24 protein-coding genes and 1 tRNA gene are annotated in these 23,680 nt (G+C 62.6%); 12 read left to right on the forward strand and 13 right to left on the reverse strand.

Features of this window, described 5'->3' with window-relative positions; all coding sequences use genetic code 11:
- Positions 1-93 precede the first annotated feature (93 nt).
- The 6 genes from ihfB (at position 94) to trpB (ending at position 3,841) form a co-directional block, all read left to right on the forward strand.
- On the forward strand, positions 94-378 hold the full coding sequence (gene ihfB, locus ACQY4V_RS00415) for an integration host factor subunit beta (RefSeq protein ID WP_057792171.1): 285 nt from the start codon (positions 94-96) through the stop codon (positions 376-378).
- On the forward strand, positions 378-728 hold the full coding sequence (locus ACQY4V_RS00420) for a lipopolysaccharide assembly protein LapA domain-containing protein (RefSeq protein ID WP_428514990.1): 351 nt from the start codon (positions 378-380) through the stop codon (positions 726-728). Before ihfB ends, ACQY4V_RS00420 begins: the two co-directional genes overlap by 1 nt.
- Positions 729-739: 11 nt before the next feature.
- Positions 740-1,384: a phosphoribosylanthranilate isomerase gene (locus ACQY4V_RS00425; RefSeq protein WP_428514991.1), complete on the forward strand. Its 645-nt coding sequence runs from the start codon at positions 740-742 to the stop codon at positions 1,382-1,384.
- Complete coding sequence (locus ACQY4V_RS00430; RefSeq protein WP_428514992.1) at positions 1,381-1,830, forward strand: N-acetyltransferase family protein; 450 nt, start codon at positions 1,381-1,383, stop codon at positions 1,828-1,830. Before ACQY4V_RS00425 ends, ACQY4V_RS00430 begins: the two co-directional genes overlap by 4 nt.
- 43 nt (positions 1,831-1,873) lie before the next feature.
- The gene (locus ACQY4V_RS00435) at positions 1,874-2,497 is read left to right on the forward strand and encodes a class I SAM-dependent DNA methyltransferase (RefSeq protein WP_428514993.1); all 624 of its coding nucleotides are present in this window, start codon (positions 1,874-1,876) and stop codon (positions 2,495-2,497) included.
- Positions 2,498-2,611: 114 nt separating this feature from the next.
- Positions 2,612-3,841 carry a tryptophan synthase subunit beta gene (gene trpB / locus ACQY4V_RS00440; protein ID WP_428514994.1) on the forward strand — a complete coding sequence of 410 codons (1,230 nt, stop codon included), beginning with the start codon at positions 2,612-2,614 and terminating at the stop codon, positions 3,839-3,841.
- A 147-nt stretch (positions 3,842-3,988) separates the two neighbouring features.
- Here the strand turns inward: trpB and ACQY4V_RS00445 are convergent, their stop codons facing one another.
- The 5 genes from ACQY4V_RS00445 to pth all read right to left on the reverse strand — a co-directional run bounded on the left by ACQY4V_RS00445 (position 3,989) and on the right by pth (position 7,924).
- Positions 3,989-4,291: a hypothetical protein gene (locus ACQY4V_RS00445; protein ID WP_428514995.1), complete on the reverse strand. Its 303-nt coding sequence runs from the start codon at positions 4,289-4,291 to the stop codon at positions 3,989-3,991.
- Between the two features lie 229 nt (positions 4,292-4,520).
- A complete protein-coding gene (locus ACQY4V_RS00450; protein WP_428514996.1) occupies positions 4,521-5,318 on the reverse strand; it encodes a hypothetical protein in 798 nt (265 codons plus the stop codon).
- Between the two features lie 209 nt (positions 5,319-5,527).
- Positions 5,528-5,914, reverse strand: a complete 387-nt coding sequence (locus tag ACQY4V_RS00455) for a DUF2237 family protein (RefSeq protein ID WP_152491305.1) — start codon at positions 5,912-5,914, stop codon at positions 5,528-5,530.
- Positions 5,915-5,985: 71 nt separating this feature from the next.
- Positions 5,986-7,149 carry a serine hydrolase domain-containing protein gene (locus ACQY4V_RS00460; RefSeq protein WP_428514997.1) on the reverse strand — a complete coding sequence of 388 codons (1,164 nt, stop codon included), beginning with the start codon at positions 7,147-7,149 and terminating at the stop codon, positions 5,986-5,988.
- Positions 7,150-7,213: 64 nt separating this feature from the next.
- Positions 7,214-7,924, reverse strand: coding sequence for an aminoacyl-tRNA hydrolase (gene pth / locus ACQY4V_RS00465; protein ID WP_428514998.1), 711 nt, complete (start codon positions 7,922-7,924; stop codon positions 7,214-7,216).
- A gap of 87 nt (positions 7,925-8,011) precedes the next feature.
- Between pth and ACQY4V_RS00470 the strand changes: the two genes are divergently transcribed.
- Complete coding sequence (locus ACQY4V_RS00470) at positions 8,012-8,689, forward strand: FkbM family methyltransferase (protein WP_428514999.1); 678 nt, start codon at positions 8,012-8,014, stop codon at positions 8,687-8,689.
- Between the two features lie 55 nt (positions 8,690-8,744).
- Here the strand turns inward: ACQY4V_RS00470 and ACQY4V_RS00475 are convergent, their stop codons facing one another.
- The 4 genes from ACQY4V_RS00475 to trpA all read right to left on the reverse strand — a co-directional run bounded on the left by ACQY4V_RS00475 (position 8,745) and on the right by trpA (position 12,304).
- Entirely contained in the window at positions 8,745-9,428 is a 684-nt protein-coding gene (locus tag ACQY4V_RS00475) for a 50S ribosomal protein L25/general stress protein Ctc (protein WP_428515000.1), read from the reverse strand.
- A 125-nt stretch (positions 9,429-9,553) separates the two neighbouring features.
- A complete protein-coding gene (locus tag ACQY4V_RS00480) occupies positions 9,554-10,066 on the reverse strand; it encodes a DUF421 domain-containing protein (RefSeq protein WP_152491310.1) in 513 nt (170 codons plus the stop codon).
- Between the two features lie 59 nt (positions 10,067-10,125).
- Complete coding sequence (locus tag ACQY4V_RS00485; RefSeq protein WP_428515001.1) at positions 10,126-11,289, reverse strand: alpha-hydroxy acid oxidase; 1,164 nt, start codon at positions 11,287-11,289, stop codon at positions 10,126-10,128.
- A 223-nt stretch (positions 11,290-11,512) separates the two neighbouring features.
- Positions 11,513-12,304 (reverse strand): tryptophan synthase subunit alpha, encoded by a 792-nt coding sequence (gene trpA, locus ACQY4V_RS00490; protein WP_428515002.1) that lies wholly within the window; start codon positions 12,302-12,304, stop codon positions 11,513-11,515.
- A gap of 176 nt (positions 12,305-12,480) precedes the next feature.
- Here trpA and ychF point away from each other — a divergent pair, with 176 nt between their 5' ends.
- Positions 12,481-13,578 (forward strand): redox-regulated ATPase YchF, encoded by a 1,098-nt coding sequence (gene ychF, locus ACQY4V_RS00495; protein WP_428515003.1) that lies wholly within the window; start codon positions 12,481-12,483, stop codon positions 13,576-13,578.
- 93 nt (positions 13,579-13,671) lie between these two features.
- Here the strand turns inward: ychF and ACQY4V_RS00500 are convergent, their stop codons facing one another.
- The 4 genes from ACQY4V_RS00500 to ACQY4V_RS00515 form a co-directional block, all read right to left on the reverse strand.
- Complete coding sequence (locus tag ACQY4V_RS00500; RefSeq protein WP_428515004.1) at positions 13,672-14,499, reverse strand: NAD(P)H-binding protein; 828 nt, start codon at positions 14,497-14,499, stop codon at positions 13,672-13,674.
- Positions 14,500-14,611: 112 nt separating this feature from the next.
- Positions 14,612-15,613 (reverse strand): AraC family transcriptional regulator, encoded by a 1,002-nt coding sequence (locus ACQY4V_RS00505; protein WP_428515005.1) that lies wholly within the window; start codon positions 15,611-15,613, stop codon positions 14,612-14,614.
- A gap of 74 nt (positions 15,614-15,687) precedes the next feature.
- A complete protein-coding gene (locus ACQY4V_RS00510; protein WP_428515006.1) occupies positions 15,688-16,893 on the reverse strand; it encodes an acyl-CoA dehydrogenase family protein in 1,206 nt (401 codons plus the stop codon).
- A 176-nt stretch (positions 16,894-17,069) separates the two neighbouring features.
- On the reverse strand, positions 17,070-18,098 hold the full coding sequence (locus ACQY4V_RS00515; RefSeq protein WP_428515007.1) for a helix-turn-helix domain-containing protein: 1,029 nt from the start codon (positions 18,096-18,098) through the stop codon (positions 17,070-17,072).
- Positions 18,099-18,496: 398 nt separating this feature from the next.
- On the opposite strand from ACQY4V_RS00515, the gene ACQY4V_RS00520 reads away from it, so the two are divergent.
- The 4 genes from ACQY4V_RS00520 (at position 18,497) to ACQY4V_RS00535 (ending at position 23,573) form a co-directional block, all read left to right on the forward strand.
- Positions 18,497-18,586, forward strand: a tRNA-Ser gene (locus ACQY4V_RS00520).
- Between the two features lie 117 nt (positions 18,587-18,703).
- Positions 18,704-20,113, forward strand: a complete 1,410-nt coding sequence (locus ACQY4V_RS00525) for a tyrosine-type recombinase/integrase (RefSeq protein WP_428515008.1) — start codon at positions 18,704-18,706, stop codon at positions 20,111-20,113.
- A gap of 583 nt (positions 20,114-20,696) precedes the next feature.
- The gene (locus ACQY4V_RS00530; protein ID WP_428515009.1) at positions 20,697-21,545 is read left to right on the forward strand and encodes a ParB N-terminal domain-containing protein; all 849 of its coding nucleotides are present in this window, start codon (positions 20,697-20,699) and stop codon (positions 21,543-21,545) included.
- A gap of 1,392 nt (positions 21,546-22,937) precedes the next feature.
- On the forward strand, positions 22,938-23,573 hold the full coding sequence (locus ACQY4V_RS00535) for a recombinase family protein (RefSeq protein WP_428515010.1): 636 nt from the start codon (positions 22,938-22,940) through the stop codon (positions 23,571-23,573).
- Positions 23,574-23,680: the final 107 nt, after the last annotated feature.

Consider the following 23,680-nt stretch of genomic DNA (forward strand, 5'->3'; position numbering starts at 1 on the left):
TCCGGTAGGTTGCAGTTTCTAATTGCGCTTTTTCTATCTATAGTCGTTAAAGTCGCTACGCTGCTCGACCAAAAACACATGCGGGGGGAACCGATGATCAGGTCGGAACTAATACAGAAGATCGCCGACGAGAATCCACACCTGTATCAGCGCGATGTCGAGCGCATCGTGAACACCATCTTCAACGAGATCACCAATGCCATGGCCGAGGGCAACCGTGTCGAGTTGCGCGGCTTTGGGGCGTTTTCCGTCAAGAAGCGCGACGCGCGCACCGGCCGAAACCCGCGCACCGGAGAGTCGGTGCAGGTCGAGGAAAAGCACGTGCCGTTCTTCAAGGCCGGCAAGCTGTTGCGTGAACGACTGAACGGGAAATCCTGATGCGCTATATCCGCTATGCTTCGATCGCCATTTTTGCGGTGGCGCTTATCCTGATCGCGTTGGCCAACCGGCAGGTGGTCGAGGTTCAGATCCTTCCCGGTGAACTGGCCGGCCTGGCGGCCCTGAACCCGTCTTATCAGATTCCGCTCTTCATCGTGATGTTCGGTGGCATCCTGGCGGGCCTGGTGATCGGGTTCATCTGGGAGTGGATCCGCGAGGCCAAGGAGCGCGCGGCGGCGGCCCGGCAGGCGCGCGAGATGGCGGCATTGCGGGCCGAGGTGCGGCGGCTGAAAGGCGAGCGCAACAAGGACCAGGACGAGGTGCTTGCGCTTCTGGACGAGGCCAGCTAACCGGCGGCGTCATGACGCAGGACATTCGGATCAAGATGTGCGGGCTGACCCGGCCCGAGGACATCCCTGCCGCGGTGGCGGCGGGGGCGGCTTACGTGGGGTTCGTGTTCTTCCCGAAATCGCCGCGCTATGTAAGCCCTGAACTGGCGCGCGAGATGGCAATGGCCGTGCCGCCCGGCGTGGCCAAGGTGGCGCTGGTGGTCGATGCGGACGACGCCTTGCTGGACGAATTGACTAACCGCGTGCCGCTCGACATGTTGCAATTGCATGGTCAGGAAAGCCCCGAGCGGGTGGCCGAGATCAAGGCCCGCTACGGCCTGCCGGTGATGAAGGCCGTGGGCGTGCGCGAAGCCGGCGACCTTGCGACCATCGACCGCTATGTCGGGGTGGCCGACCAGATCCTGCTGGATGCCAAGCCGCCGAAGGACGCGACCCGCCCGGGCGGCAATGCCGAAAGCTTTGACTGGAGCCTGATTGCGGAACGCGAGTGGTCCGTGCCGTGGATGTTGGCCGGCGGGCTGACAGTGGAGAACGTGGCCGAGGCAATCCGGGTGACGGGCGCGCGCCAGCTTGACCTGTCGTCGGCGCTGGAAAGCGCGCCGGGGGTGAAAGACCACGGCAGGATGCGCGCCTTTGCCGACGCGGCGCGGGCATGATCCGGTTCCGCGAGGCGGACGAGACGGATGTTGCCGCCGTTGTGGCGCTTCTGGCCGATGACGTGCTGGGGCAGGGGCGCGAAGGCGCCGATCCCGCGCTCTACGAGGCCGCCTTTGCCCGGATGCGCGACGAGGCGGCCAACCATCTGATCGTGGGCGAAGACGACGCGGGCCGGATCGTCGCCACCTACCAGATCACCTTTATCACCGGGCTGTCGCTGCGGGCCGCGCGGCGGGCGCAGGTGGAAAGCGTGCGCGTGGCCGGGGATGTGCGCGGGCAGGGCGTGGGCGAGGCGATGTTCGAGGACGCCAAGGCTCGGGCCAGGGCGGCGGGATGCACGCTGGTGCAGCTAACGATGAACGCGAGCCGGAAAGACGCCAACCGGTTCTACGAGCGGATCGGTTTCGTCGCGTCGCATACCGGGTTCAAGATGGCACTCGATTGACGCATCGCTCCGCTTTGCCCAAGCTGGAGCAAAGGAGAGACGCATGACCCGCCAGGATCTGGATGACGTGTACGGAGCCAGGACGCCCGAGGAATCGCGGGCGATCTATGACAAGTGGTCGACCGGCTATGATGCCGATTGCCTGAGCCGGGGGTTCCGTCTGCCCGCGCTGGGCGCTGGATTGCTGGGCCGGTACCTGGGCGATGCGGAGGGGCCGGTGCTGGACGCCTGCTGCGGCACCGGGCTGGTGGGCGAGACGCTGCGGCTGCTGGGATGTGGCCGGATCGTGGGCTGCGACCTCTCGACCGAGATGCTGAGTTTTGCCGACAGGACCGGGGCCTACGAGCGGCTGGAGGTGGCCGATACCGGCGTCGGGCTGCCGTTTGACGACGACGCTTTTGCGGGCTTCGTCTGCGTCGGGGCGTTCGGGCCGGGCCACGCGCCGCCGGTCACGCTGGAACATCTGGCGCGCGTGACACGGCCCGGGGGCATCGGGGTCTTCAACCTGCTGGATGCGACCTTTGAGGACCAGGGGTTTCCGCCGGTTCTGGACAAGCTCGCGGCGTCGGGCGCGTGGGAGGTGATCCATACCACTCCGCCCTTCCGGCCCTTCCTGCTGGCCGAGCCGGAATTGCTGAGCACGGGCTATGTCGTGCGAGTGAGGTGAGGCCCCAAGAATATTCGTACGAATATTCTCGGGGCGGCGTGTCGCACAGGAATGCGCTGGAAAACGGCGGGCCCGTGCCCTATTGAGACGCTTGAGCAAACAGGGATGATGACCATGAACGATCTCTTCAACTCCTTCATGACCGGCCCCGATGAGAAGGGGCGTTTCGGAGAATTCGGCGGGCGTTTCGTGTCCGAGACGCTGATGCCGCTGATCCTGGAACTGGAAGAGCAGTACGAGAACGCCAAGACCGACCAGAGCTTCTGGGACGAGATGGATTTCCTGTGGAAGCATTACGTGGGCCGGCCAAGCCCGATGTACCATGCCGAGGGCCTGACCGAGCGGCTGGGCGGTGCCAAGATCTACATGAAGCGCGACGAGCTGAACCACACCGGCGCGCACAAGATCAACAACGTGCTGGGGCAGATCCTGCTGGCGCGGCGCATGGGCAAGACCCGCATCATCGCCGAGACCGGCGCGGGGCAGCATGGTGTGGCCACGGCGACGGTCTGTGCCAAGTTCGGGCTGAAATGCGTGGTCTACATGGGCGCGCATGACGTCGAACGTCAGCGGCCCAACGTGTTCCGCATGAAGCTGCTGGGCGCAGAGGTGATCCCGGTGACCAGCGGGCGCGGCACGCTGAAGGATGCGATGAACGACGCGCTGCGCGACTGGGTGACCAACGTGCGCGACACGTTCTACTGCATCGGCACGGTGGCCGGGCCGCACCCTTATCCGGCGATGGTGCGCGACTTTCAGTCGATCATCGGCAAGGAAGCCAAGGAGCAGCTGCAGGAGGCCGAGGGCCGTCTGCCAGACACGATCATCGCAGCCATCGGCGGCGGGTCGAATGCGATGGGGCTCTTTTATCCGTTTCTCGACGACAAGGACGTGAACATCATCGGCGTCGAGGCCGGCGGCAAGGGCGTGAACGAGAAGATGGAGCATTGCGCGTCGCTGACCGGCGGGCGGCCCGGGGTGCTGCATGGCAACCGGACCTACCTGTTGCAGGACGATGACGGGCAGATCCTGGAAGGCTATTCGATTTCCGCGGGGCTGGATTATCCGGGCATCGGACCAGAGCATTCGTGGCTGCACGAGATCGGCCGCGCGAAATACGTTTCGATCACCGACAAGGAAGCGCTGGAAGCGTTCAAGCTGTGCTGCGAGGCGGAGGGGATCATCCCTGCGCTGGAGCCGTGCCATGCGTTGGCGCATGTGATGAAGATCGCACCCGACCTGCCGAAGGATCACATCCTTTGCATGAACATGTGCGGACGCGGCGACAAGGACATCTTCACCGTCGCGCGGCACCTCGGGTTTGAGATGGGCGAGGACGACTAAAGCGTTTCGCGATAGACCTTAATCACAGCGTGTCGCGAAACGCAGCACAACAGCCAATCGTCGCACGCGTTTCGCCTTTCGCTGATGGCTCAGGTTAAAGACGAAACGCTTTTGGCCGCCGCCCGTCCGGTTCGGGCGTGAGCGCGATCAGTCGTCGGTCTTGTCGTCTTCGTCCTCTGCGTCGTGATCGTCGTCTGTCGTGTTCCGACCCTTGCCGCTGTCGTCGTTCTTGCGGTCGTCTTCGGTTCGGTCATCGTCGTCATCGCCCTCAGCGTCGCGGTTGTTGTCGTCGTTTCCGCTAAGCGAATCGTCGAAGAGAAAGCCGGCCGAGTTGATTTTCAGGTCGTCCGACGGGATATCGCGGTCGGGGCCCGTGACAGCGCTGTCATCGGCCATGGCCGCACTGGAAAGCAGGAGAGCGGTGGCGGAGAAAGCAATTAAACGTCGCATGCGAACCTCCTTCGCTTACTGGTACTTGCGCGCCGACGGGCGCTCTACAATTGACTTGAGATAGCGCCGTGCGGACGCACTGCAAGCAAACGACAGAAGGGGCGCGCGGTTCCGGCGAGAGATCGCTACATCTCGCACCTGCGCATGACGCGGCGCAACGGAAAACGCGCCGAGCGATGAGGCCCGGCGCGCCATTCCGGTGTCGTGCGGATTGATAATCCGCCTCACCCTACACCAGCGAGTAGTAATAGATCACGACGGGCACGGTCGCCTCGTCGCTGGCGCTCTGCGTGTCGCTGGCGCTGGTGTCGCTGCTGTCCGAAGCATCGGCGCTGTCGCTGTTCATGTCCTTGCTTTCGGACGTGCCTGCGGTCATGTCGAGCGCCTTGGTTCCGGCACCGCGGTATTCCTGTGGCGACAGGGAACCGGAGCCGTCGGCGTCCATCGCGTCAAAGCGCTTTTGCAGGGCCTTGTCGCTCCAGTCCTTGTCGATCTCGCTTTCGTACTCGGCCTGGGTGATGATGCCGTTGCCGTCGCCGTCATACATCTTGAAGCGATCGACGGCGGTCTTGGCGAATTCCTCGGCATTGTCGGTGTCGGTGGACACGGCCGATTTCATGTCGCCGTCGTCGGTGCGCCAGGCCTTGTTGGTCAGGTTCTGGTATTCCTCGACGCTGAGTTCGGACTTGTCGCCGGTGCCCAGGTCGGACCAGTCGGTCTTGTCGTTCCCGGCTTGCGCCTGGGTATAGGCGTCGCGATTGCTCTGTTCGGCTTTGCCGATGCAGTTGACCATTTCCTCGCGGTCGACCGAGCCGTCCTTGTTGAGGTCGAGCGCCGCGAATTCGGCGTCGCGCGCGTCCTTGATCTCCTGCTCGCTCATGAAGCCGTCCTTGTTCTTGTCGGCGGGCATGAAGGCGGTTTCGCAGAAGGCGGGCATATCGGTTTCGCCCTCGCTCTGCTGGGCCAGCGCGGGTGCGGCTGTGACCAGCGCGGCGGATGTCAGGATCGTTGTCGTCAGGGTCTTCATATTGTGTCTCCTTTCGTTTTTTCAAACGGTCGGGAGGACGGGTGTGGCGTCACTCCTCCGGGTTTGACGTCCCGGTGGAAGAACGTGCCGTTGCGGTGTGAGTTCCTTATTTTTCCCTGCAACGCCGGGGCCAGCTTTGGCGAGCTCCGGCCAACCGAGGGGCCGCAGGCGGGGCACCGAACGCGTGTTGGGAGAAGGGCTAACGAGCTTCAGGATGTCGCGTCGGAGGCGTGTTGTTTCAGTACGTCGATCGGCACGATATCGAGCGCGCGGGCATGGGTGGCCTCCAGCCGCACCTTGGGCGCGCAGCCCTCGTCATGCGCCTGGAGGAAGCGCCCGGCGCAGAGGCACCAGTGGTCGCCGGGCTTCAGGCCGTCGAAACCGAACTCCGGTCGCGGCGTGGACAGGTCGTTGCCGACGTATTTGGAGTAGGCGAGAAATTCGGCGGTCATCAGGGCGCAGACCGTGTGGCTGCCCTGGTCGGCGGCGCAGGTGTTGCAATGGCCGTCACGGAAAAAGCCGGTCATGGGCGTGGTCGAGCAGCTTTCGAGCTTGCCGCCCAGCACGTTGACGGAAGTGTCCATTTCGATTGCCATGCGATGCTCCTTGGGTCCCGGGTGGGCATATGGTGCACGTCAGGCGACATGGGTGCAAGGGCAGCGCCGTGCTAGAGCGCGTCCGCGATCCGCCGGAACATGTCGATATTGGCATCGTTTACGCCGGGCTCGCGAAAGGCGCGATCGGCGGCGGTGGTGACGATGACCACATCGCGCCCCTGGTCGATATAGATGTACTGGCCGTAGATGCCGCGCGCCATGAACTGTCCGGGCTCTGCGCCTTGGGGGATCCACCATTGGTAGCCATACCCGATCTGGCCCGGCTCGGTCGGGGCGCTGGGCATCGTGGAGGCCGCGATCCAGTCGGCGGGGACGACCTGACGGCCGCCCAGTTGTCCGTTCTGTTCGATCATCAGGCCGAACCGGGCGTAGTCGCGGGTGGTGAGGTTGAGACCGCCGAGGACGAAGGCCACACCTTCGCCGTCGGTGATGTAGTAGGGCGCGGTCTCGAGCCCCAGGGGCGCGATGATCTTTTCCGACAGCAGCGCGGGGATGTCGCGGCCCGTCGCGCCGCGGATGATCATGCCCAGAACATGGGTGTCGATGGAAACGTAGTGCCAGCGCTTGCCGGGCTCCGCGTCCCGTTCGGTGAGGCCGGCGGCGAAGCCGTCCATCGTGCCGCCCAGGGCCAGCACGCGGCCCATGCGATTGATGTCGGAATCGTAGTCAAGGTAGTCCTCGTCGAACCGCACGCCGCTGGTCATTTGCAGAACGTTGCGGATGGTGGCCCCGTCATAGGCGCTGCCGCTCAGCATCGGCGCGTATCGCGTCACCGGATCGTCGAGCGAGGCGATATCGCCCTCGGCCACGACAATGCCCATCAGCGCGGAAAGAAAGGACTTGGCCACGGACCAGCTGATGCGGCGGTCGTCGGGTGTCGTGCCCAGGTGATAGCTTTCGTGGACGACCTCGCCATGGTGCAGGACCAGCAGCGAGGTCACGGCGCGCGTCTCGATCCAGTCCTCGGTGCCGTCGGGCAGGGTCATCGGGGCGCCCTCGGGCAGCGGCATGACGGGACGGTCGCCGCGCGACACGGGCGTGTGGAGGAAGGCCGCGTCCATGTTGGAGAAATTCCCGACGATATGTTCGGGCTCGAAGAGGCTGTTGACGGCCATGAGGCGGGTGATCTCGTCGCGCTTCCAGATACCGATGCCGATGGCGACCATGGCCAGGACTGTAAGTACCCGAAGCGTCCATTTCACGATGCGGCGCATGATGTGATCCTCCCCGTTGGGTAGCAAAGCACCGGGGGCGCTGGGCGGCAAGGGGAACGCGGCGTTAGCGGAACTTGTCCATGAGCTTTTGCAGCGGGCTGCGGTCTTCGGTGTCCGAGGTCGCGTCCGGCGCGTCCGGCTTTGCCGCCGGTTTGGCGTCGGGGGTTGGTCTCGCCTGGGGTTTTGGCGCGGTTTTCGAGGAACGGGCGGGCGCGGTGCGCAGCGAAACGGCGTTGAGAAACTTGTCGTTATGGCCTGCGGCCAGTTCGGACGCGCCGTCGGACAGTCCGCGCAGCAGATCGTCCAGCCAGTCGGCATCGGCCTTGGCGAAATCCTGAAGCACGTAATGCGACACCAGATCCTTGCGGCCCGGGTGACCGATGCCGAGGCGGACGCGGCCATAGGCCTCGCCGATATGGGCGTGGATGGAGCGAAGCCCGTTGTGGCCGGCGTGGCCGCCGCCCTGTTTCACGCGGCATTTGCCGGGGGCGAGATCGAGCTCGTCGTGGAAAACGATCACGTCCGACGGCTCCAGCTTGTAAAAGCGCATGGCCTCGCCGACCGATTGCCCGGACTTGTTCATGAAGGTTTCGGGCTTGAGCAGCAGGACCTTTTCGGAGCCGAGCTTGCCTTCGGTCAGCTGGCCCTGGAACTTGGCCCGCCAGGGTGCGAAGCCATGATCGGCGGCGATGCGGTCAAGCGCCATGAAGCCGATGTTGTGGCGGTTCTTCTCATATTTTCCGCCCGGATTGCCGAGGCCCACGAAAAGCAGCATTGCCGATCACCTGTTCTTTGGTGAGGATGGTCTACGCGGCGCGCTGCGCTGAATCAACACACGACCGGCAGGGACAGGCAGGGCAGGATGGGTGAATACGCGGTCAACGGGGTCACGCTGGTAGTGCCCGACGACATGCTGAACGAACGGGTGGCAGGCAAGCTGGAGACCGGCACCTATGAGGCGCACGAGGCCCATGCGGCGCAGATGCGGCTGCGCGAGGGGATGCGCGTGCTGGAGCTGGGCGCGGGCGTGGGGTACATCGCGTCGATCTGCGCGGGCGTCGCGGGCGCCGAAAACGTGGTGACGGTGGAGGCCAATCCGGCGATGCTGCCGGTTATTCGCGCCAACCTTGACCGCAACGGGTATCAGGCGGCGCGGCTGATCCACGGGGCGGTGACCGGAGAAGGCGATGCGGACGAGATCGCGTTCGATCCCAAGAAGGTGTTCTGGGCCGGGCGGATCGCGGACGACGAGGCGGACGCCGAAAAGCTGGTGACGGTGCCTATGCTGCCGCTTTCGGGCCTGTTGCAGGAGCACCGGCCGCATTTGGTGATCATGGATGTGGAAGGGGCCGAGCGGCATCTGTTCGAGGCGCCCTGGCCTGCGCATGTGCGGGCGGTGATGATGGAACTGCACCCCAACCAGTATCCCGACCGGGTGATCAAGCAGATCGTGGATTGCATGTCGGCCTCCGGCCTGACCTACGATCCGGGGCCATCGCGGGGGCGCATCCTGTGTTTTCGGCGTTTGCGGCACACATGAAAAACGCGAGGGCCGGGACCCTCGCGTTGATGTTTTCGCAAACCGGGGGAAGAGCTTAGTCTTCGCCGCCTTCCGCTTCTTCGACGCTGTCCGGGCCAGCCTCTTGCTCGGTTGCCGGCACCTCGTCGGCTGCGACGTCTTCGTCTTCTTCGTCGGCGTCGGATTTCAGCGCCGACGGAGCCGCGATGTTGCAGATCACGAAGTCACGGTCGATCGTGGGTTTCGCGCCCTCGGGCAGTTCGACCTGGCTGATGGTGATCGTGTCGCCGATGTGTTCCATCAGGCTGAGGTCGACGGTGATGCTCTCGGGGATGTCGCCGGCGGTCACGACCAGTTCGATCTCGTTGCGGATCACGGTCAGAACGCCCGTGGTCAGCGCCTCGCACTTGTCCTCGTTGATGAACTCGACGGGGATGAAGAGGTTGATCTTCGTCGTGCGGCGCAGGCGCATCAGGTCGAAGTGGGTCGGAAGGTCCTTGACCACGTCGCGCTGGACGTCGCGGCAGATCACGCGGACATCGTCGTGGCCGTCAACCTTGAGGTTGAACAGCGTCGACTTGAACCGGCCCTGTTTCAGCCGTTTCAACAGGACGTTGAACGGAATGTTGACGGGCAGCGGGTCGTTGTCGCCCCCGAATACGATCCCCGGAACCATGCCATCGCGGCGTGCAGCACGAGCGGCGCCCTTGCCCGTCCCCGTGCGTTCCTGGGCGTGAAGATCAGGAATTTCTCCAGCCATGTGTGTTCTCCATATGCAAAGGCGGGGCTCCTCCAAGGCTGTAGCCCCGCGTGAAGCCGTCGCTTTAGAGGAATAAGGGCGGCTTGAAAAGCCCAAATATGCAAGGTTTTGCGGGATTCCGGGGATCAGGTGCGCGCGGTCTCGGCGGGTGGCGTCACGCGGCCCCAGGAGACGCCTTCTAGCAGCGACGGGTCGAGCCGGTCGCCATGCAGGACGCTGACATCGCCGGTGGCTTCCATCACCACGGCGCGGACCTGGTCGGGCTGAAGCGCGTTGGCCTCGCGCAGCTTGGCGCGGATGTCGGCGCGGGTGACGCGGGCGAGGCGCAGGTTGTCGTCGAGGATGCGGCCCTCGTGCATCAGGATGATGGGGCGCGTGTCCACCAGGTGTTCCACGGCGCGAAAATGCACGCGCAGGGCCGAGATGGCGAAGCGCAGCGCAAAGAGCGCGGCGAGCGCGAGGATGCCGGGCAGGAAGCGGCTGGAGGTGGTCATCAGCGTGGCGACGACCGAGCCGCTGGCCAGGGTCAGGGCAAAGTCGAAGCTGGACATCTTGGAAAAGGAACGCAGGCCGTTGACGCGGGCCAGCAGGATGATGACGGCGACCGCCACGACGGTCTGAAAGACGGTATCGGGCATGTCGAGGCTCCTACGCTGGCACGACAGGCGAACGCAGGGGGAAGGTCGATGTTCCGGCGTTACTGCCAGTCGCCGGAAAAATCATTTGGGATCATGAGGATATCCCGGTCTACTTTGGTGATGTCGGTGTGACCGCAGAAGGCCATCGACACATCCAGCTCCTTGTGGATGACCTTTAGCGCCTTGGTCACACCCTCTTGCCCCATGGCGCCGAGACCATAGACATAGGCGCGGCCGATATAGGTGCCTTTGGCGCCCAGGGCGATGGCCTTGAGCACGTCCTGGCCCGACCGGATGCCGCTGTCGAAATGGACCTCGATCTTGTCGCCCACGGCGTCCATGATCTGGGGCAGGGCGCGGATGGCGGAGAGCGCGCCGTCGAGTTGCCGGCCGCCGTGGTTGGACACGATGATGGCGTCGGCGCCGACATTCAGCGCTTCCTTGGCATCGCGGGGGTCGATGATGCCCTTGATGATGAGCGGGCCGTCCCACATCTTGCGGAACTCGCGGATGCGGTCCCAGTTGAGCGCCTCGTCGAACGCCTCGGCGGTCCAGGAACTGAGCGAGGACGGGTCCGAGACACCCTTTGCGTGGCCGACGATATTGCCGAAGAAGCGCCGCTTGGTGCCGAGCATACCGAGGCCCCATTGCACCTTGGTCATCATGTCGGCAATGGACTTAACGGTAAGTTTAGGCGGCGCGCTGAGGCCGTTCTTGAGGTCCTTGTGGCGCTGGCCCAGCACTTGCAGATCGACGGTGATGACCGCCGCCGAGCAGTTGGCGGCCTTGGCGCGGTCGAAGAGCCGCTGCATAAAATCGTTATCTTTCAAGGTGTAAACCTGAAACCAGAACGGCTTTTCCGTGTGGGCGGCCACGTCCTCGATCGAGCAGATGGACATGGTCGAGAGCGTGTAGGGCACGCCGAATTTCTCGGCGGCGCGGGCGGCCTTGATCTCGCCATCGGCGTGCTGCATCCCCGTCAGGCCCACGGGGGCAAGCGCCACGGGCATCGAGACGTCCTGACCGATCATCCGGGTCGCGGTGGAGCGGTTCGACATGTCCACCGCGATGCGCTGGCGCAGGTATATGTCACTGAAATCGCTGGTGTTCTCGCGGAAGGTCTGTTCCGTCCAACTGCCCGATTCCGCGTAGTCGTAGAACATCTTGGGCACGCGGCGGCGGTAGATCTTTTTCAGGTCGTCGATATTGGTGATGACGGGCATGGCGGACGTCTCGGGCTTTGGTCAGGTTTTATGACCACTAGCCCGGATCGGGGCGGTTTGTCCATGCGGCGCAGGGTCCTGCGCGGACGAGGTTAACGCCGCCGGGGAGGGCGGCAGCAGGGGGGTGACATGCGTGCACCCCGCGTGCACCGGGCGTGCACCGCCGCAGCGCGGCGAAACTGTTGCGCGAAAGGCTTAACGCGCCGCGCGGCGGGACCGCACCTCAGGCGGAATGCGCGCCGTCGGCGAGGCCCTTTACGAAGTCGAGTACCTGCGCGGGGCTTTCGCCGTCGGCCAGCTTGCCGACGATGGCGGAGCCCACGACGCAGCCATCTGCGACCGAGGCGATCTCGCGACTGCTTTCGGGCGTGCGGATGCCGAAGCCCACGACGATGGGCAGGTCGGTCTGCGACTTGATGCGCTTCACCTCGGGGCCGACATCGGCGGCCTCGGCCGCCGCCGCCCCGGTGATGCCGGTGATCGAAACGTAGTAGACGAAGCCCGACGTGTTGGTCAGAACCTTGGGCAGGCGCTTGTCATCGGTGGTGGGGGTGGCCAGGCGGATAAAGTTCAGCCCGGCCTTCTGCGCGGGAATGCAAAGCTCGTCGTCTTCCTCGGGCGGCAGGTCCACCACGATGAGCCCGTCGATGCCGGCCTCTTTCGCGTCCTTGAGGAAGGTTTCCACGCCACGATTGTAGATCGGGTTGTAGTAGCCCATGAGCACGATGGGCGTGGTGTCGTCGCCCTTGCGGAACTCGGCGGCCATGTCGAGCGTGCGTTGCAGGGTCATCCCGCCTTCGAGCGCGCGCTGGCCTGCGAGCTGGATCGTGGGGCCGTCGGCCATGGGGTCGGTGAAGGGCAGGCCCAGTTCGATGATATCGACGCCCGCGTCGGGCAGGCCCTTGACCACTTCGAGCGAGGTGTCGAAATCGGGGTCGCCAGCCATGACATAGGCCACGAAAGCCTTCTTGTTCGCGTTGCGCAGTTCTTCGAATTTGGCGTCGATGCGTGTCATGTCGCGGTCCCGTCCTGATGTTCCGGCATGGTTTGGCGAATGCGGCACGGAAATGCAATGGGATGTGCGTGTGGTACGCGCCGGAAATGAGTATTTCGGCCAAGAAAAAGCGGGGGCGTTGCGCTGAGCGCGGCTTGGGCATAGAAGGCGCCGGAACGAGAGCAAAGAGGTGCATCATGGGCTTCAAGATGGGAATCGTGGGGCTGCCCAACGTGGGCAAGTCCACGCTGTTCAACGCGCTGACCCGGACGGCGGCGGCGCAGGCGGCGAATTTTCCGTTCTGCACGATCGAGCCCAATGTGGGCGAGGTGGCGGTGCCCGACGCGCGGTTGGACAAGCTGGCGACGATTGCGCAGTCGAAATCCATCATTCCTACGCGGATGACCTTTGTCGATATCGCCGGGCTGGTGAAAGGCGCCAGCAAGGGCGAGGGGCTGGGCAACCAGTTTCTGGCCAATATCCGCGAGACAGACGCGATTGCCCATGTGCTGCGCTGTTTCGAGGATGGCGACGTGACCCACGTGGAGGGGCGCGTGAACCCGGTGGAAGACGCCGAGGTGATCGAGACCGAGCTGATGCTGGCCGATATGGAAAGCATCGAGAAGCGCCGCGCGGGTCTGGTGCGCAAGCTGAAAGGCAATGACAAGGAGGCCGTGCAGGCCGACCGTCTGCTGGCCGCGGCGCAGGCGATGCTGGACGAGGGCAAGCCCGCGCGGCTGGTTGAGGTGGATGCCGAGGACGCCAAGGCGTGGAAGGGCCTGCAATTGCTGACCTCGAAGCCGATCCTTTACGTGTGCAACGTGGACGAGGCAAACGCGGCGGACGGCAACGATCATTCTGCGGCCGTGGCGAAAATGGCCGAAGAGCAGGGCGCGGCGCATGTGATCATCTCGGCCCAGATCGAGGAAGAGATCAGCCAGCTGGATGCCGAGGAAGCCGCGATGTTCCTGGAGGAGATGGGGCTGGAAGAAGCGGGCCTCGACCGGCTGATCCGGGCGGGGTACGACCTTCTGCATCTTGAGACCTATTTCACCGTCGGCCCCAAGGAGGCGCGGGCCTGGACCATTCGGACCGGCACGGCAGCGCCGCAGGCCGCGGGCGTCATTCACGGGGACTTCGAGAAGGGGTTCATCCGGGCCGAGACGATTGCCTACGAGGATTTCGTGGGGCTGGGCGGCGAGCAGGCGGCGAAGGAAGCCGGCAAGATGCGGGCAGAGGGCAAAAGCTATATCGTCAAGGATGGCGACGTGCTGCACTTTCTGTTCAACACTTAAGAGGGTGCGGGCCTGACGGGCCCGCCCCGAGGTTTGCCGGGACGCGAGTTTTTCGGACAGGGCGGTCGGGCAGGCTCGATTCCCGGGACGGCGTCAGGCGGCGCGTGTCCAGGTGCCGGTCCGCGCCGCGTCGCCTGCGAAATCCGCGAAGTCGCGCGGGGCGCGGCCAAGGGCGCGCATGACGCCGTCCGTGGTGTGGGCGTTGCGCCCGTCCAGGGTTTCGCGCGCGATGGCGGTGAAGACGTCGGCGACGAAGGTGCCGCCCGCCTGGGCGATGTTGGCGTGGAAGTCCTCGAAGCTGATCGGGATGTGCCGGATCTCCTGCCCGGTTGCGCGCGAAAGTTCCCCCGCCATGTCGGCGAATGTCATCAGCCGCGGGCCGGTCACCTCGTAGAGGGCGCCCCTGTGCCCGTCTTCGGTCAGCGCCGCGACGACGACGTCGGCGATGTCGTCGATGTCGATGATGGGTTCGGCGATATCGCCGCCGGGCATCGGCAGGACACCGGCCAGGACCGGGTCGCGCAGGTACCCTTCCGAGAAGTTCTGCGCGAACCAGGCGGCGCGGACGATGGTGAAGTCGACGCCGGAGTTGCGCACCACCTCCTCGCCCAGACGGGCGTGGTGTTCACCGCGGCCCGACAAGAGCACGAGGTGGCTGACGCCCACGTCGCGGGCCGTCTCGCAGAGGGATTCGAGCTTTTCCACCGCGCCGGGGAAGGCCAGATCGGGGAAATAGGTCACATAGGCAGCGCGGGCGCCGCGCAGGGCGGGCGCCCAGGTTTCGGGGGCGTCCCAGTCGAAGGGCGTTGCCGAGCCGCGCGCGCCGTGGCGCACGGGCAGGCCCAGGGCTTCGAGGCGGCTGGCGACGCGGCGACCGGTCTTGCCGGTTGCGCCGATGACGAGGATCGGTTGGTCTTGCATGGAAGTCTCTCCTTGGCTTCGGTTTCGATAGCCATTGAGTACATGCCTCTATGCGGTCCGGTATTGACCCGCGAGGCCAGGCTTTTGACCGCCGCCGCCACTGCGCCCGGTTTCAGTGCGCCAGATCCTTGCGGTAGGTGGCGGGTGTCGTGCCGGCCCAGCGCTTGAAGGCGCGGGTAAAGGCGCTTTGCTCGGAAAACCCCGTCAGGAACGCGATTTCGGCCAGCGAGCGGCTTTCGTCGCGCAACAGCCCCTCGGCGAGGTCGCGGCGGGTCTGCTCGGTCAGCGCCTGGAAATTCATGCCATGCTCGGACAGGCGGCGGTGGAACGAGCGCGCACTCAGCCCGAGGCCGCGGGCGATGTCGGCCATCTTCGGCGCCCCCTCGCTGAGGGTCTGGGCGATGGCGGCCTTGGCCTGCGCGACAAGCGCGGGGTCGCGCGTGATCTCGGAGAGTTCGGCGTCCAGGTGGCGTGTCAGGTACCGTGAGATGCCTTCGTCCCCGAGGATGTTGGGCCGGGCCAGTGTCTCTTCGGCGTAAAGGATCGCATCGAGATCGGCGCCAAAGCGCACCGGGCAGCCGAACCACGCCTCGTGCGCCGTGATCGAGCGCGGTGCGGGGTGCCGGACCAGCACTTCGACGGGCACCACCGGCAGCGCGGAGACCTGCCGTGCGATTGACACGGCGCTGGCCAGCGTGGCCTCGTTCGACAGCCGCATCCCGAGGCGGCGTTCGCCGGTTCGGTGCAGGATGAAGAGCGTGCCCGCGTTCGCCGGGCGCAATTCGTATTCGGCGACGCTGGTCCAGAGGCGTGCATAGCGTTCCACCCGCGCATAGGACGCGCCGAGCGTCGTTGCCGCCTTGAAGGCCAGCCCGAGCGCTCCGTACTCGTCAAGCCGCATGGAGGCGCCCGTGCGCACCGGCAGATCCGTCACGTCGATCCGGCCGGCGATGGTTTCGAGCATGTCGTAGTAACGCGCGGCCGGGATCATCTGCCGGGGGTCCCCCGGGCGGTCGGGGTCGATCCCGACGAAAGACAGCATCTCGGCGGTGTCGATTTCGGGGCCGGCCGCGGCGATCACCTTGCGCGCGAAGAGCGACGTTACGTATCCCATACGTGCAATTCTACGACATGCCCGATTGGCGGCCAAGATCGTGCTGCGCCTCCGCCCTGCTTTGGGCCGGGTCCCTAGCCGGCTTTGCGCGTCGCGTTACTGTCCGCCGTTTCGCCGAACCCCGTGGGCACGGCCATGTCGGGCAATCCGGCTGCGCGCTTTTGCAACGCCCGCCCGATCACCACACGGCTGATTTCCGTGGTGCCGTCGACGATCCGCAGCATCTGTGCAAGACGCGACAGACGGTCCAGGCCGTAAGGTTGCAGCAATCCCGAGCCCCCGAGAACCTGGGTGCAGGTGTTGGCGGCTTTCAACGCGGCATCGGGCACAAAGCGTTTCGCATGCGCGGCCATCAACGGGCCTTCCGATGTGCCAAGCGCCTCGGCGGCCTTGCGATAGAGCAGCCTGGACACCTCGAGATCGGTCGCAACCTCGCCCAGCATCCATTGGATGCCATCCAGATCAAGGTTCTTTCCGCCAAACATCTTGCGGTTCTTGGAATAGGACAAGGCGGTATCCAGGGCCGCTTGCATCAAGCCACAGCAGCCGGATGCAATCGAGACCCTGGCGATGTCGATGGCCATCAGGGACCCCTGAAAGCCCTGACCGATGGGCAGGATGATGTTGTCCTCGCTGACCACGACCTTGTCGAGATACATCTCTGAAATCGGCAGGAAATTATAGGACGGCGTGTCATACATGGGGCCAAAGCTGATCCCCGGTGCATCGGCGGGAATGGCGATCATTGCCATGTCCTTGTGGTCGGGGGCATCGCTGGTTTTGACGACGGTGAAATAGATGTCGGCCTCGCCCGCCAGGCTGACCCATGCCTTCGATCCACTGATCGTCCATGTGCCGTCGTCGTTGATCGTGGCGCGGGTGTGCATCTGCATCGGGTCCGACCCCGATTGTGGTTCGGTCAAGGCGAAGTTCGCGAGCTTCTGCCCCGATGTCAGGTCGCGCGCCCACCGCTCCTTGAACGCCTGCGTGCCGTAGCCGCATCCCGCAAAGGTGCAGACGTTGTGCATGGAGAGCGCAAAGGCATAGGCCCCGTCGCCCAGCCCAAGCTGTTCGTAGACCTGGATACCCTCGGACAGGGGCAGGTCCTGACCGCCCCATTCCTCGGGGGCGTAGAGGCCCGTCAGGCCGGCGGCCCCCGCCTTGTCGGAGGCATCGCGCGGCCATTTCCGTGCGGCGTTCCAACCATCGACGTTGGGCGCGATGACCTGGGTGGCGTGATCGTGGGCGGCGGCAAGGATAGCATCCAGTTTGTCGGACATGAGAGGGGTTCCTTCAAGGCGGGGCACTGTCGGATGTCGCCAGACGCAATGATGCGCGTGCGGGGAGGCCCGAAAGGGCTTTGCGGGTTCACGTTGGTTTTCCAGGTGGAAAATAGCGATCCTGGCGGGCCGCGCAATCTCGGGAGGTGACAGCCGATTGTCCGAAAGTGACAAACCTACGGATTGGGGCCGTCCGCGCGTCGATACGCGCTGGGGGATTTGCCGGTCCACCGCCGGAAGGCCTTGTGGAAACTCGCCGCCGAGGAATACCCGATGTCCTGCGCGATCGCTTCGACGCTGCGATTGCCGGTCTGAAGGTGGCGGATCGCAATATCACGCCGCAGCGCGTCCTTGATCGACTGAAACGACGTGCCGTCCGCCCGAAGCCTGCGGATGAGGGTGCGCGGCGTCACGTGCAGGGCGCGCGCGGCGCCGGAGAGGCTCGCGGTCTCCCACCCTGTCCTGCCGAGATAGGCGCGCACGCGCAGGGACTGGGTATGTTCGCTGGAGCGCGTGAAGATCCAGTCGCGGGGCGCATTGCGCAGGAAGGCCTCGAGATCGGTGGCGGTGCGTATCTGGACCGGCCCCAGCGCCCTTTGATCGAAGACCAGGGATGTCGCCGGCCTGCCGAAGCCTGCCTGCGCGGGGAATATGACGGAATAGTCCTCTTCGAAAGGCGGGCGCTGAAACGCGAACTCCACCGCTTTGACGGGGACTTCGTATCGGGCAAGCCAGGATATCAGGCCGTGGGCCAGTTTGAGGATCAGCATGTGGCCGAACCGCTGTGGCGGCGTGTCGCCTTGCGGCACAAGCCGCAGCGTGAGCGTGGCATCCGTTTCGACGAGGTCGAGCCGGTAGTCGTCCAGCAGCAGGTTCCAGAAGGTCGAGAACCGATAGAGCGCGGAGGCCAGGGACGTCGCCTCGCGCACGGAAGTCAGCAGGTGTTGCAAGGCACGCGGCCGGATGGGACGCGACCACAGCCCCATCATCTCGTCCCCGGTTTCCACCGCGGCCAGTTGATACAGGCGGACGATCTGGTCCAGCGTGACCCGGCCCTTTCGCTCGTGGTGTCGTGCCGGCAGGTCGGACCGCTCGAGAAGGGACGCGAAGTGATCCTCGGAGCACAGAGGCCGCAATGCGCCCAGCCAGTCAGAGATGAACTGATTGGACACCGTGAAGAAGAGGGGCGAGGCAGCACTGGACATTACACGCCCTTCGTTATCCTTAAATCCCGCGGCGCAGAAGACCTGGAGGCGTGTGCCGGCGCTGGATGAGGGCCGACAGTCATGCACCTGGCCTGGAACCTGCAGGTCTTAGCGTAGGGGGCCAACTCGCGTTAGGCCCTTGCTGGCACGCGCCACGCCGCACCCGGCGTTGGACAGGCCGGTCGTGTGGGGGTCGATCGTGCTCCGTGGCCGTCAGGTCGGCGGAGGGAGAAATGGGGCTTTCGCTGCAAGGGAAATCGCCCCGATCTTGCCCGGATCCGGTGGTTTTCAGTGGTTCCCCGTGGCGCTCGGGCCGGTTTTCGCCTGTGGCAAGGTTTTTCGGAAGAAGGGCAGAATGGCCTTGTATTCCCTATGTTTCCTTGGCTATACGCGTCGGCGGAGACGTGGCCGAGTGGTCGAAGGCGCTCCCCTGCTAAGGGAGTAAACGGGAGACCGTTTCGAGGGTTCGAATCCCTTCGTCTCCGCCATTTGCTGTAAGTCGTTGAAATGTAAGGTTGAATCCGCAGGTGGTACATCCTACCTCGTGGTACATGACGTACCACAAGGGGCAATCGGCCAACGTGTCAGGCAGCGAGGCGTCTGACATGCAGTACCTGACCAAACCAAGGGGCAAAGGCTACTCACTCCGTATGCCTACGCCGAGTGTCCTTGTCGGGACCGAGAACCCGTGGACCGGGAAGCCGTTCGGGATCGAGATTAAGCTCGGACTGAAAACGCGACACCACGCTGAAGCGGTTCGGATACGAGATGTTCGCGTCGGTCAGATACGGCAACTCGAGGCGGATGCGCGGGCCAGCAAAGGGCAGCGTAGTGTGGGCAGGATCATCGACTTGTCGCCGGAAAGTGCCGCCGAGTGGCGCGAGATGTACAATGAAAACCCTGATGCCGTGGATTACGTGCTGCCTGATAGGCTGGAGAAAGCTGCGAAAGCAGGAAGGGGACCAGAGGCAGAGGCATTCGGGAAGATAGTCTTCAAAGGGGCATTGACGCTCGAGCAGGCGCTGGACACGTATCTTGATGAGCGCAGCGAGGGGAACCCATATGGCTACGACCCTCTGGCTGTCACGACTGCTCTGAACGTGAGGTCTTCGATGAAGCACCTGGTCGCTTTCTTGGGCGCGGAGAACCCAACACTACACGACGTGACCGCTGAGAAGGCTTTCAGGTTCAGAGCCGAGTATCTGCCTCTGGTAGCAAAGGTTGGACCCGGAACCGTGACAAAGCACATGACGCTCCTGCGTGGCATGTGGGCATGGGCTATCGCTGACAAGAAGTTACTCAAGGAAAAGAACGGCAAGCCCAGCCCAAACCCATGGGTCGTGGAGGAACGAGGAACGCCCAAGAAGAAGGCGAGCAGGCGGAAATCGGAGGAGAAGCGAACAGCGTTTACGCCAAAGCAGGTCACCAAATTGCTGCTCGGGTTCCCAAGTTGGGGCAGCAGGCAGGGCGATCTAATGAGGCTTGTCTTGGCGTCTGGTTGTCGCGTCGATGAAGTAGGGTCATTGCTACTCCAACAAGTGGCCGATGACGGATCGAGCTTCGACATCGCCAAGGGCAAAACGGAAAGGGCGCAGCGATATATTCCCTTGGTCGAAGAGGCCCAGCGCCTCATGGCTGACAGGGTTCAACTCGCAAAGAGGATGCAGGATGATCTGCTGAAGGAGGAGCAGAGGCTTTTCCCTGAGTGGCCGCTCAAGCCCTCAACAAAGAAGGTCAATGCAGTCTCGCAGTGGTTCTCAAGATACAGGCGCAAGACGCTGGGTGCTGACACTAACGGAAAGCTCGCGATGCATTCTTTCCGGCACACTTGGCGAACAATGGCGCGAAGGGCTGGCGTTCCTGAAGATCGCATCCATGAACTTGGAGGCTGGGGCTTTGACAACAAGGACGCGTCTTGGGCATACGATCACGGGCTAACCAACGAGCAGTTGCGACAGGAGCAGTCAGCGATCTGGAATGCTCTGCGTGATGAAGGGTACTTGGTGGCCTTCTAGGCGGTCAGCGAATTGAGATCAGGGCAAGGTTTTGGGGAATGTTTCACCCCGCTTGGCGGCAATAGGTTCCTCCATTGAAGATAGCACCTCTACTTCGTGAAGGGCGACGGTCCTTCTGAGGTAGATCATTCTGTGCTGTTTTCTGCTTGGTTCGCAGCAGGCCCTCAGGGGCGTCTCAATGGCGTCTCTTGGGGTAACCCCCTATGAAATGCTCAAGCTGCCTCAGGCGGCGCTGTGTGAGTCTGTGTTGGCTTCCTTGATGCTTCGAGAGGCTTTGCAGCAATGGCTTGGCTACAGCTAATCCCTAGGGTTTCCCCTTTCCACTTCGTGGTGGTGGCGGGGAGTTCTGTCTGTCTAGCTTTGCAGCCTGTGCTTATCCCTGTAGCCTTCCACTCCCTGTGGGGAGGTGGAGGAGGGTCGGTGGCTGTAGTTCTTAAGCTCTAGCCGGTCCCTGAAGGCAACGCGCATCAGATAGCTTGAGGGGTAGCATAGGCGGCGGCTTGGCTATGCAAGCCTTGGGGCTGTGCATTTGCATACCCGCGCGGACCAATCATCCTGCAACGCGATCCAACGGAAACTACTGATGAGCATGAAGAATACGGGCCTGCCGCGCCCTACGAAGCGGCGTGTGAATATTTCCAGCATCCAAACAGACGAAGTGGCTCTTCAACCTCGCTTCGGTGAGCTAAGGGAGAACCACGTAGCTGCTCTGAGCGACGTGCTTAGGCGCGGGCAGGAGCTAGACCCAATGTATGTCTGGGAAGACCCCGATACGGGCAGCTTAGTTGTGGCAGATGGCCATCACAGGCTCGAGGCTTACCGGCGCGTCAAGCCGAGCGCAAAGGTCGAAATCCGTGTGTTTAGGTGTGACAAGCATACCGCCCAGATGATCCCTGTTGCCGATAACGCAAAGAACCGTCTACCCCTTACCTACGATGAGAAAGCCAACTGGGCTTGGAAGAACGACACGGAAGGCGCCTTGTCCAAGAAGGGCGTAGCTCAGTTGTGTGGGATATCAGTACGGACAGTTGCGTACCAGCGGAAGGTCAGGAAAAAGCTGACGGGGGAGGGTATTTGCCTGCCGGAGACCTGGAAAGAAGCGCTCCGCGAGTCTCAAGGAAAAGACCGAGACGACTGGACCGATGAGCAAAGGTGTGAGGCTTTCGAGGCCGCGCTAGCAGCCGCCGATGAGAAAATCGGAGGGACGCTTACCAAGTTGTTCCAGCGGTGGACTGACGTTGGTGCCGCGCTGATCGAGCGATGCGCAGGAGACAACACCTTGCGTCAATTAGCGGATACTCTTGGCTGGATAAAGGTATCTGGCAATTTGGATCAAGACATCGGGTTGCTGGGGATGCGCATTGGCGAAGAGTTCTCTGAAGAGGAGGTTGACCGTATCGCTGCTATCGCAAAGGAAGGGCCAGCGTTCTGACCGCGAGAGCTTCGCATGGGACCCGCGACCGATTTCGCAGCGTATATCTCAGGCGCTTACCATATCGAGCCATCGTTCTCTCACTCCCCCATGAGCCTTCGGCAGGAGGCTAGGTGGGAGTGTGGCGATGGTTGTAATTTAGGATGGCACCTTGTCGGGAAAGGGATGCTAGACGCGCCAGAAATGACGCTTTAGGCTTGAGCTGGTGCAATCCATCATTTTGGATTTGCCGTAACATTTAAGGAGGAAACTCATGTTTGTAAGAATGTTTGCGTGTGCATGTGTAATTGCGATTAGTTCTACTGCTGCATCCGCTCAAATGAAGGATTGCGACTACAAGACTCGGTTCTACGGCACCAACGCCACACTGCAAGTGCGCGATGGGAAGCCAGTAGCATATAGTACGAGCAACTACGTGGCATCCAGTGTGTCTATGCAGGGTGACACTATCTTGATCGATAAGGCTAGCTTGTCCAACGTTGTCGCTGGGAAGACAAATCAGGGACGCTGGATTGTGCGCGGTGACTGGAAGCTAGGCTCAAGTAGGAAAAACAACGTTACCTTCGTTTGTGAATAATTCGTCGTATGACAAGGAGGAATTTCACCATGGATAAGAATGGATGTTTTTTGACGGCCGCGCTTTTGCTTTGTAGCTCAACCTTAGCTTCTCATGCTGCTTGCTCTCCACAGCAGCTTGAAGCGCACGGCGTTTTTTCGGGGAGATGGGAGAGCAAGTCCATGGATGGATGGGCAGGAGGTATTCGCCTACAGTTTCAAGGGCAAAATGTGGTTCTGCAAACAAGCATAGATAGCTCACCCAATGGCAAAGGACTTGAAGACTGGACGACCATCCGTACGAGCAGTTACCAAATACGAAGCAACGGTAACATCGCATTTAGCTACAGATCTAAACGCGGCGCTGGAAAGTCTGTCTTTGCGCCAAGTTCGGACTGTTCCCGAATGAATGGAATTAGCACGAACGGTAAAGGGCATAGGCTTGCTAGCAGTTTGGATTGATAAATCCCGCTACCTTCGCTTGGTGCATTCGGAAATATTGTGAGCAAATAGAGCGTACGAAGTACACGTCGGGAACTTCTTCCTCGGCGTCGAAAGCTAGTCAAAGTTCGCTACCCAAGCTCGGCGGTACCGCAAGTCATTCGCCTGTTCCTCAAACTACTTACTGGTAGGCTAGCTCTGTTTGCCTTGTTTGGGGCCATTATTGCACGTTCTGGCTACCACCAAATTGGATTGGCCTGCGGATCAGCCATGTGACCGCAGGGGTATAGGCTATCGTACAAATGAGCGTATGCCCGAAAGAGTGTACGTTAGGGTTGATGTATGTCTACGTACGCTATACTCAACGTACACCACCCAAACGGACAGGAGGGCATCATGAGCAAGACAATCCTTTACGCACGTGTCTCCACTGCTGATCAAACGCTTGATCATCAGAAGGCGCAGGCCGAGGCCGCAGGCTTCCAACTCGACGAGGTTATCGCGGATCATGGCGTGTCGGGTATCAGCACGACGCTCCAAGAGCGGCCAGAAGGAAAGCGGCTGTATGACAAACTCAGGCATGGCGACACCTTGGTTGTGCGCTGGGTGGATCGGCTTGGTCGTAACTATACAGACGTCACTGACACGATCCGTCACTTCATGCGGCAGGGCGTCGTCGTGAAGACTGTGATCAACGGCCTGACCTTTGACGGCGCAACGAAGGACCCGATGCAGGAAGCAGTGAGAGACGCACTGATTGCCTTCATGGCTGCTACGGCACAAGCACAGGCGGAAGCTACCAAAGAGGCTCAGAAGGCTGGCATAGCCGCTGCTAGGCAGGATAGCTCAAAATACCGGGGCAAGAAGCCGAGCTATGATCGTAGAACGCTGGAAATCGTCTTGTGTATGCTGGGTAAAGGTGCGGGACCGTCGAAGATCAGCAAGACAACAGGCCTCACGAGGCAAACGATCTTGCGTATTCGTAACGATGCGAAGGCAGCTGAAGCGGCACTTTCGAGGTGGGGCTTGTAATTGGCGTTTCATTTCATCGGATTTGTCGCCTTCGCTTCTACATATTGTGGGTGGTTGCTGGCGCGGCACACAATCGTTGAATTGCAGCCTTGATGGTCCTAACGTGT

The organism is Roseovarius sp. (assembly GCF_965277045.1).
Classification (GTDB): domain Bacteria; phylum Pseudomonadota; class Alphaproteobacteria; order Rhodobacterales; family Rhodobacteraceae; genus Roseovarius.

Excerpts from the sequence above, each read along its gene's own strand:
- ACQY4V_RS00535 (WP_428515010.1), top strand. The coding sequence starts at position 22,938 with ATGAGCAAGACAATCCTTTACGCACGTGTCTCCACTGCTGATCAAACG.
- trpA (WP_428515002.1), bottom strand. The coding sequence starts at position 12,304 with ATGACACGCATCGACGCCAAATTCGAAGAACTGCGCAACGCGAACAAG.
- ihfB (WP_057792171.1), top strand. The coding sequence starts at position 94 with ATGATCAGGTCGGAACTAATACAGAAGATCGCCGACGAGAATCCACAC.
- ACQY4V_RS00430 (WP_428514992.1), top strand. The coding sequence starts at position 1,381 with ATGATCCGGTTCCGCGAGGCGGACGAGACGGATGTTGCCGCCGTTGTG.
- ACQY4V_RS00425 (WP_428514991.1), top strand. The coding sequence starts at position 740 with ATGACGCAGGACATTCGGATCAAGATGTGCGGGCTGACCCGGCCCGAG.
- ACQY4V_RS00480 (WP_152491310.1), bottom strand. The coding sequence starts at position 10,066 with ATGCCCGATACCGTCTTTCAGACCGTCGTGGCGGTCGCCGTCATCATC.
- pth (WP_428514998.1), bottom strand. The coding sequence starts at position 7,924 with ATGCTGCTTTTCGTGGGCCTCGGCAATCCGGGCGGAAAATATGAGAAG.
- ACQY4V_RS00435 (WP_428514993.1), top strand. The coding sequence starts at position 1,874 with ATGACCCGCCAGGATCTGGATGACGTGTACGGAGCCAGGACGCCCGAG.
- ychF (WP_428515003.1), top strand. The coding sequence starts at position 12,481 with ATGGGCTTCAAGATGGGAATCGTGGGGCTGCCCAACGTGGGCAAGTCC.
- ACQY4V_RS00530 (WP_428515009.1), top strand. The coding sequence starts at position 20,697 with ATGAGCATGAAGAATACGGGCCTGCCGCGCCCTACGAAGCGGCGTGTG.
- ACQY4V_RS00510 (WP_428515006.1), bottom strand. The coding sequence starts at position 16,893 with ATGTCCGACAAACTGGATGCTATCCTTGCCGCCGCCCACGATCACGCC.
- ACQY4V_RS00500 (WP_428515004.1), bottom strand. The coding sequence starts at position 14,499 with ATGCAAGACCAACCGATCCTCGTCATCGGCGCAACCGGCAAGACCGGT.
- ACQY4V_RS00470 (WP_428514999.1), top strand. The coding sequence starts at position 8,012 with ATGGGTGAATACGCGGTCAACGGGGTCACGCTGGTAGTGCCCGACGAC.
- ACQY4V_RS00515 (WP_428515007.1), bottom strand. The coding sequence starts at position 18,098 with ATGTCCAGTGCTGCCTCGCCCCTCTTCTTCACGGTGTCCAATCAGTTC.
- ACQY4V_RS00485 (WP_428515001.1), bottom strand. The coding sequence starts at position 11,289 with ATGCCCGTCATCACCAATATCGACGACCTGAAAAAGATCTACCGCCGC.
- ACQY4V_RS00455 (WP_152491305.1), bottom strand. The coding sequence starts at position 5,914 with ATGGCAATCGAAATGGACACTTCCGTCAACGTGCTGGGCGGCAAGCTC.
- trpB (WP_428514994.1), top strand. The coding sequence starts at position 2,612 with ATGAACGATCTCTTCAACTCCTTCATGACCGGCCCCGATGAGAAGGGG.
- ACQY4V_RS00420 (WP_428514990.1), top strand. The coding sequence starts at position 378 with ATGCGCTATATCCGCTATGCTTCGATCGCCATTTTTGCGGTGGCGCTT.
- ACQY4V_RS00505 (WP_428515005.1), bottom strand. The coding sequence starts at position 15,613 with ATGGGATACGTAACGTCGCTCTTCGCGCGCAAGGTGATCGCCGCGGCC.
- ACQY4V_RS00450 (WP_428514996.1), bottom strand. The coding sequence starts at position 5,318 with ATGAAGACCCTGACGACAACGATCCTGACATCCGCCGCGCTGGTCACA.
- ACQY4V_RS00475 (WP_428515000.1), bottom strand. The coding sequence starts at position 9,428 with ATGGCTGGAGAAATTCCTGATCTTCACGCCCAGGAACGCACGGGGACG.
- ACQY4V_RS00445 (WP_428514995.1), bottom strand. The coding sequence starts at position 4,291 with ATGCGACGTTTAATTGCTTTCTCCGCCACCGCTCTCCTGCTTTCCAGT.
- ACQY4V_RS00460 (WP_428514997.1), bottom strand. The coding sequence starts at position 7,149 with ATGCGCCGCATCGTGAAATGGACGCTTCGGGTACTTACAGTCCTGGCC.
- ACQY4V_RS00525 (WP_428515008.1), top strand. The coding sequence starts at position 18,704 with ATGCAGTACCTGACCAAACCAAGGGGCAAAGGCTACTCACTCCGTATG.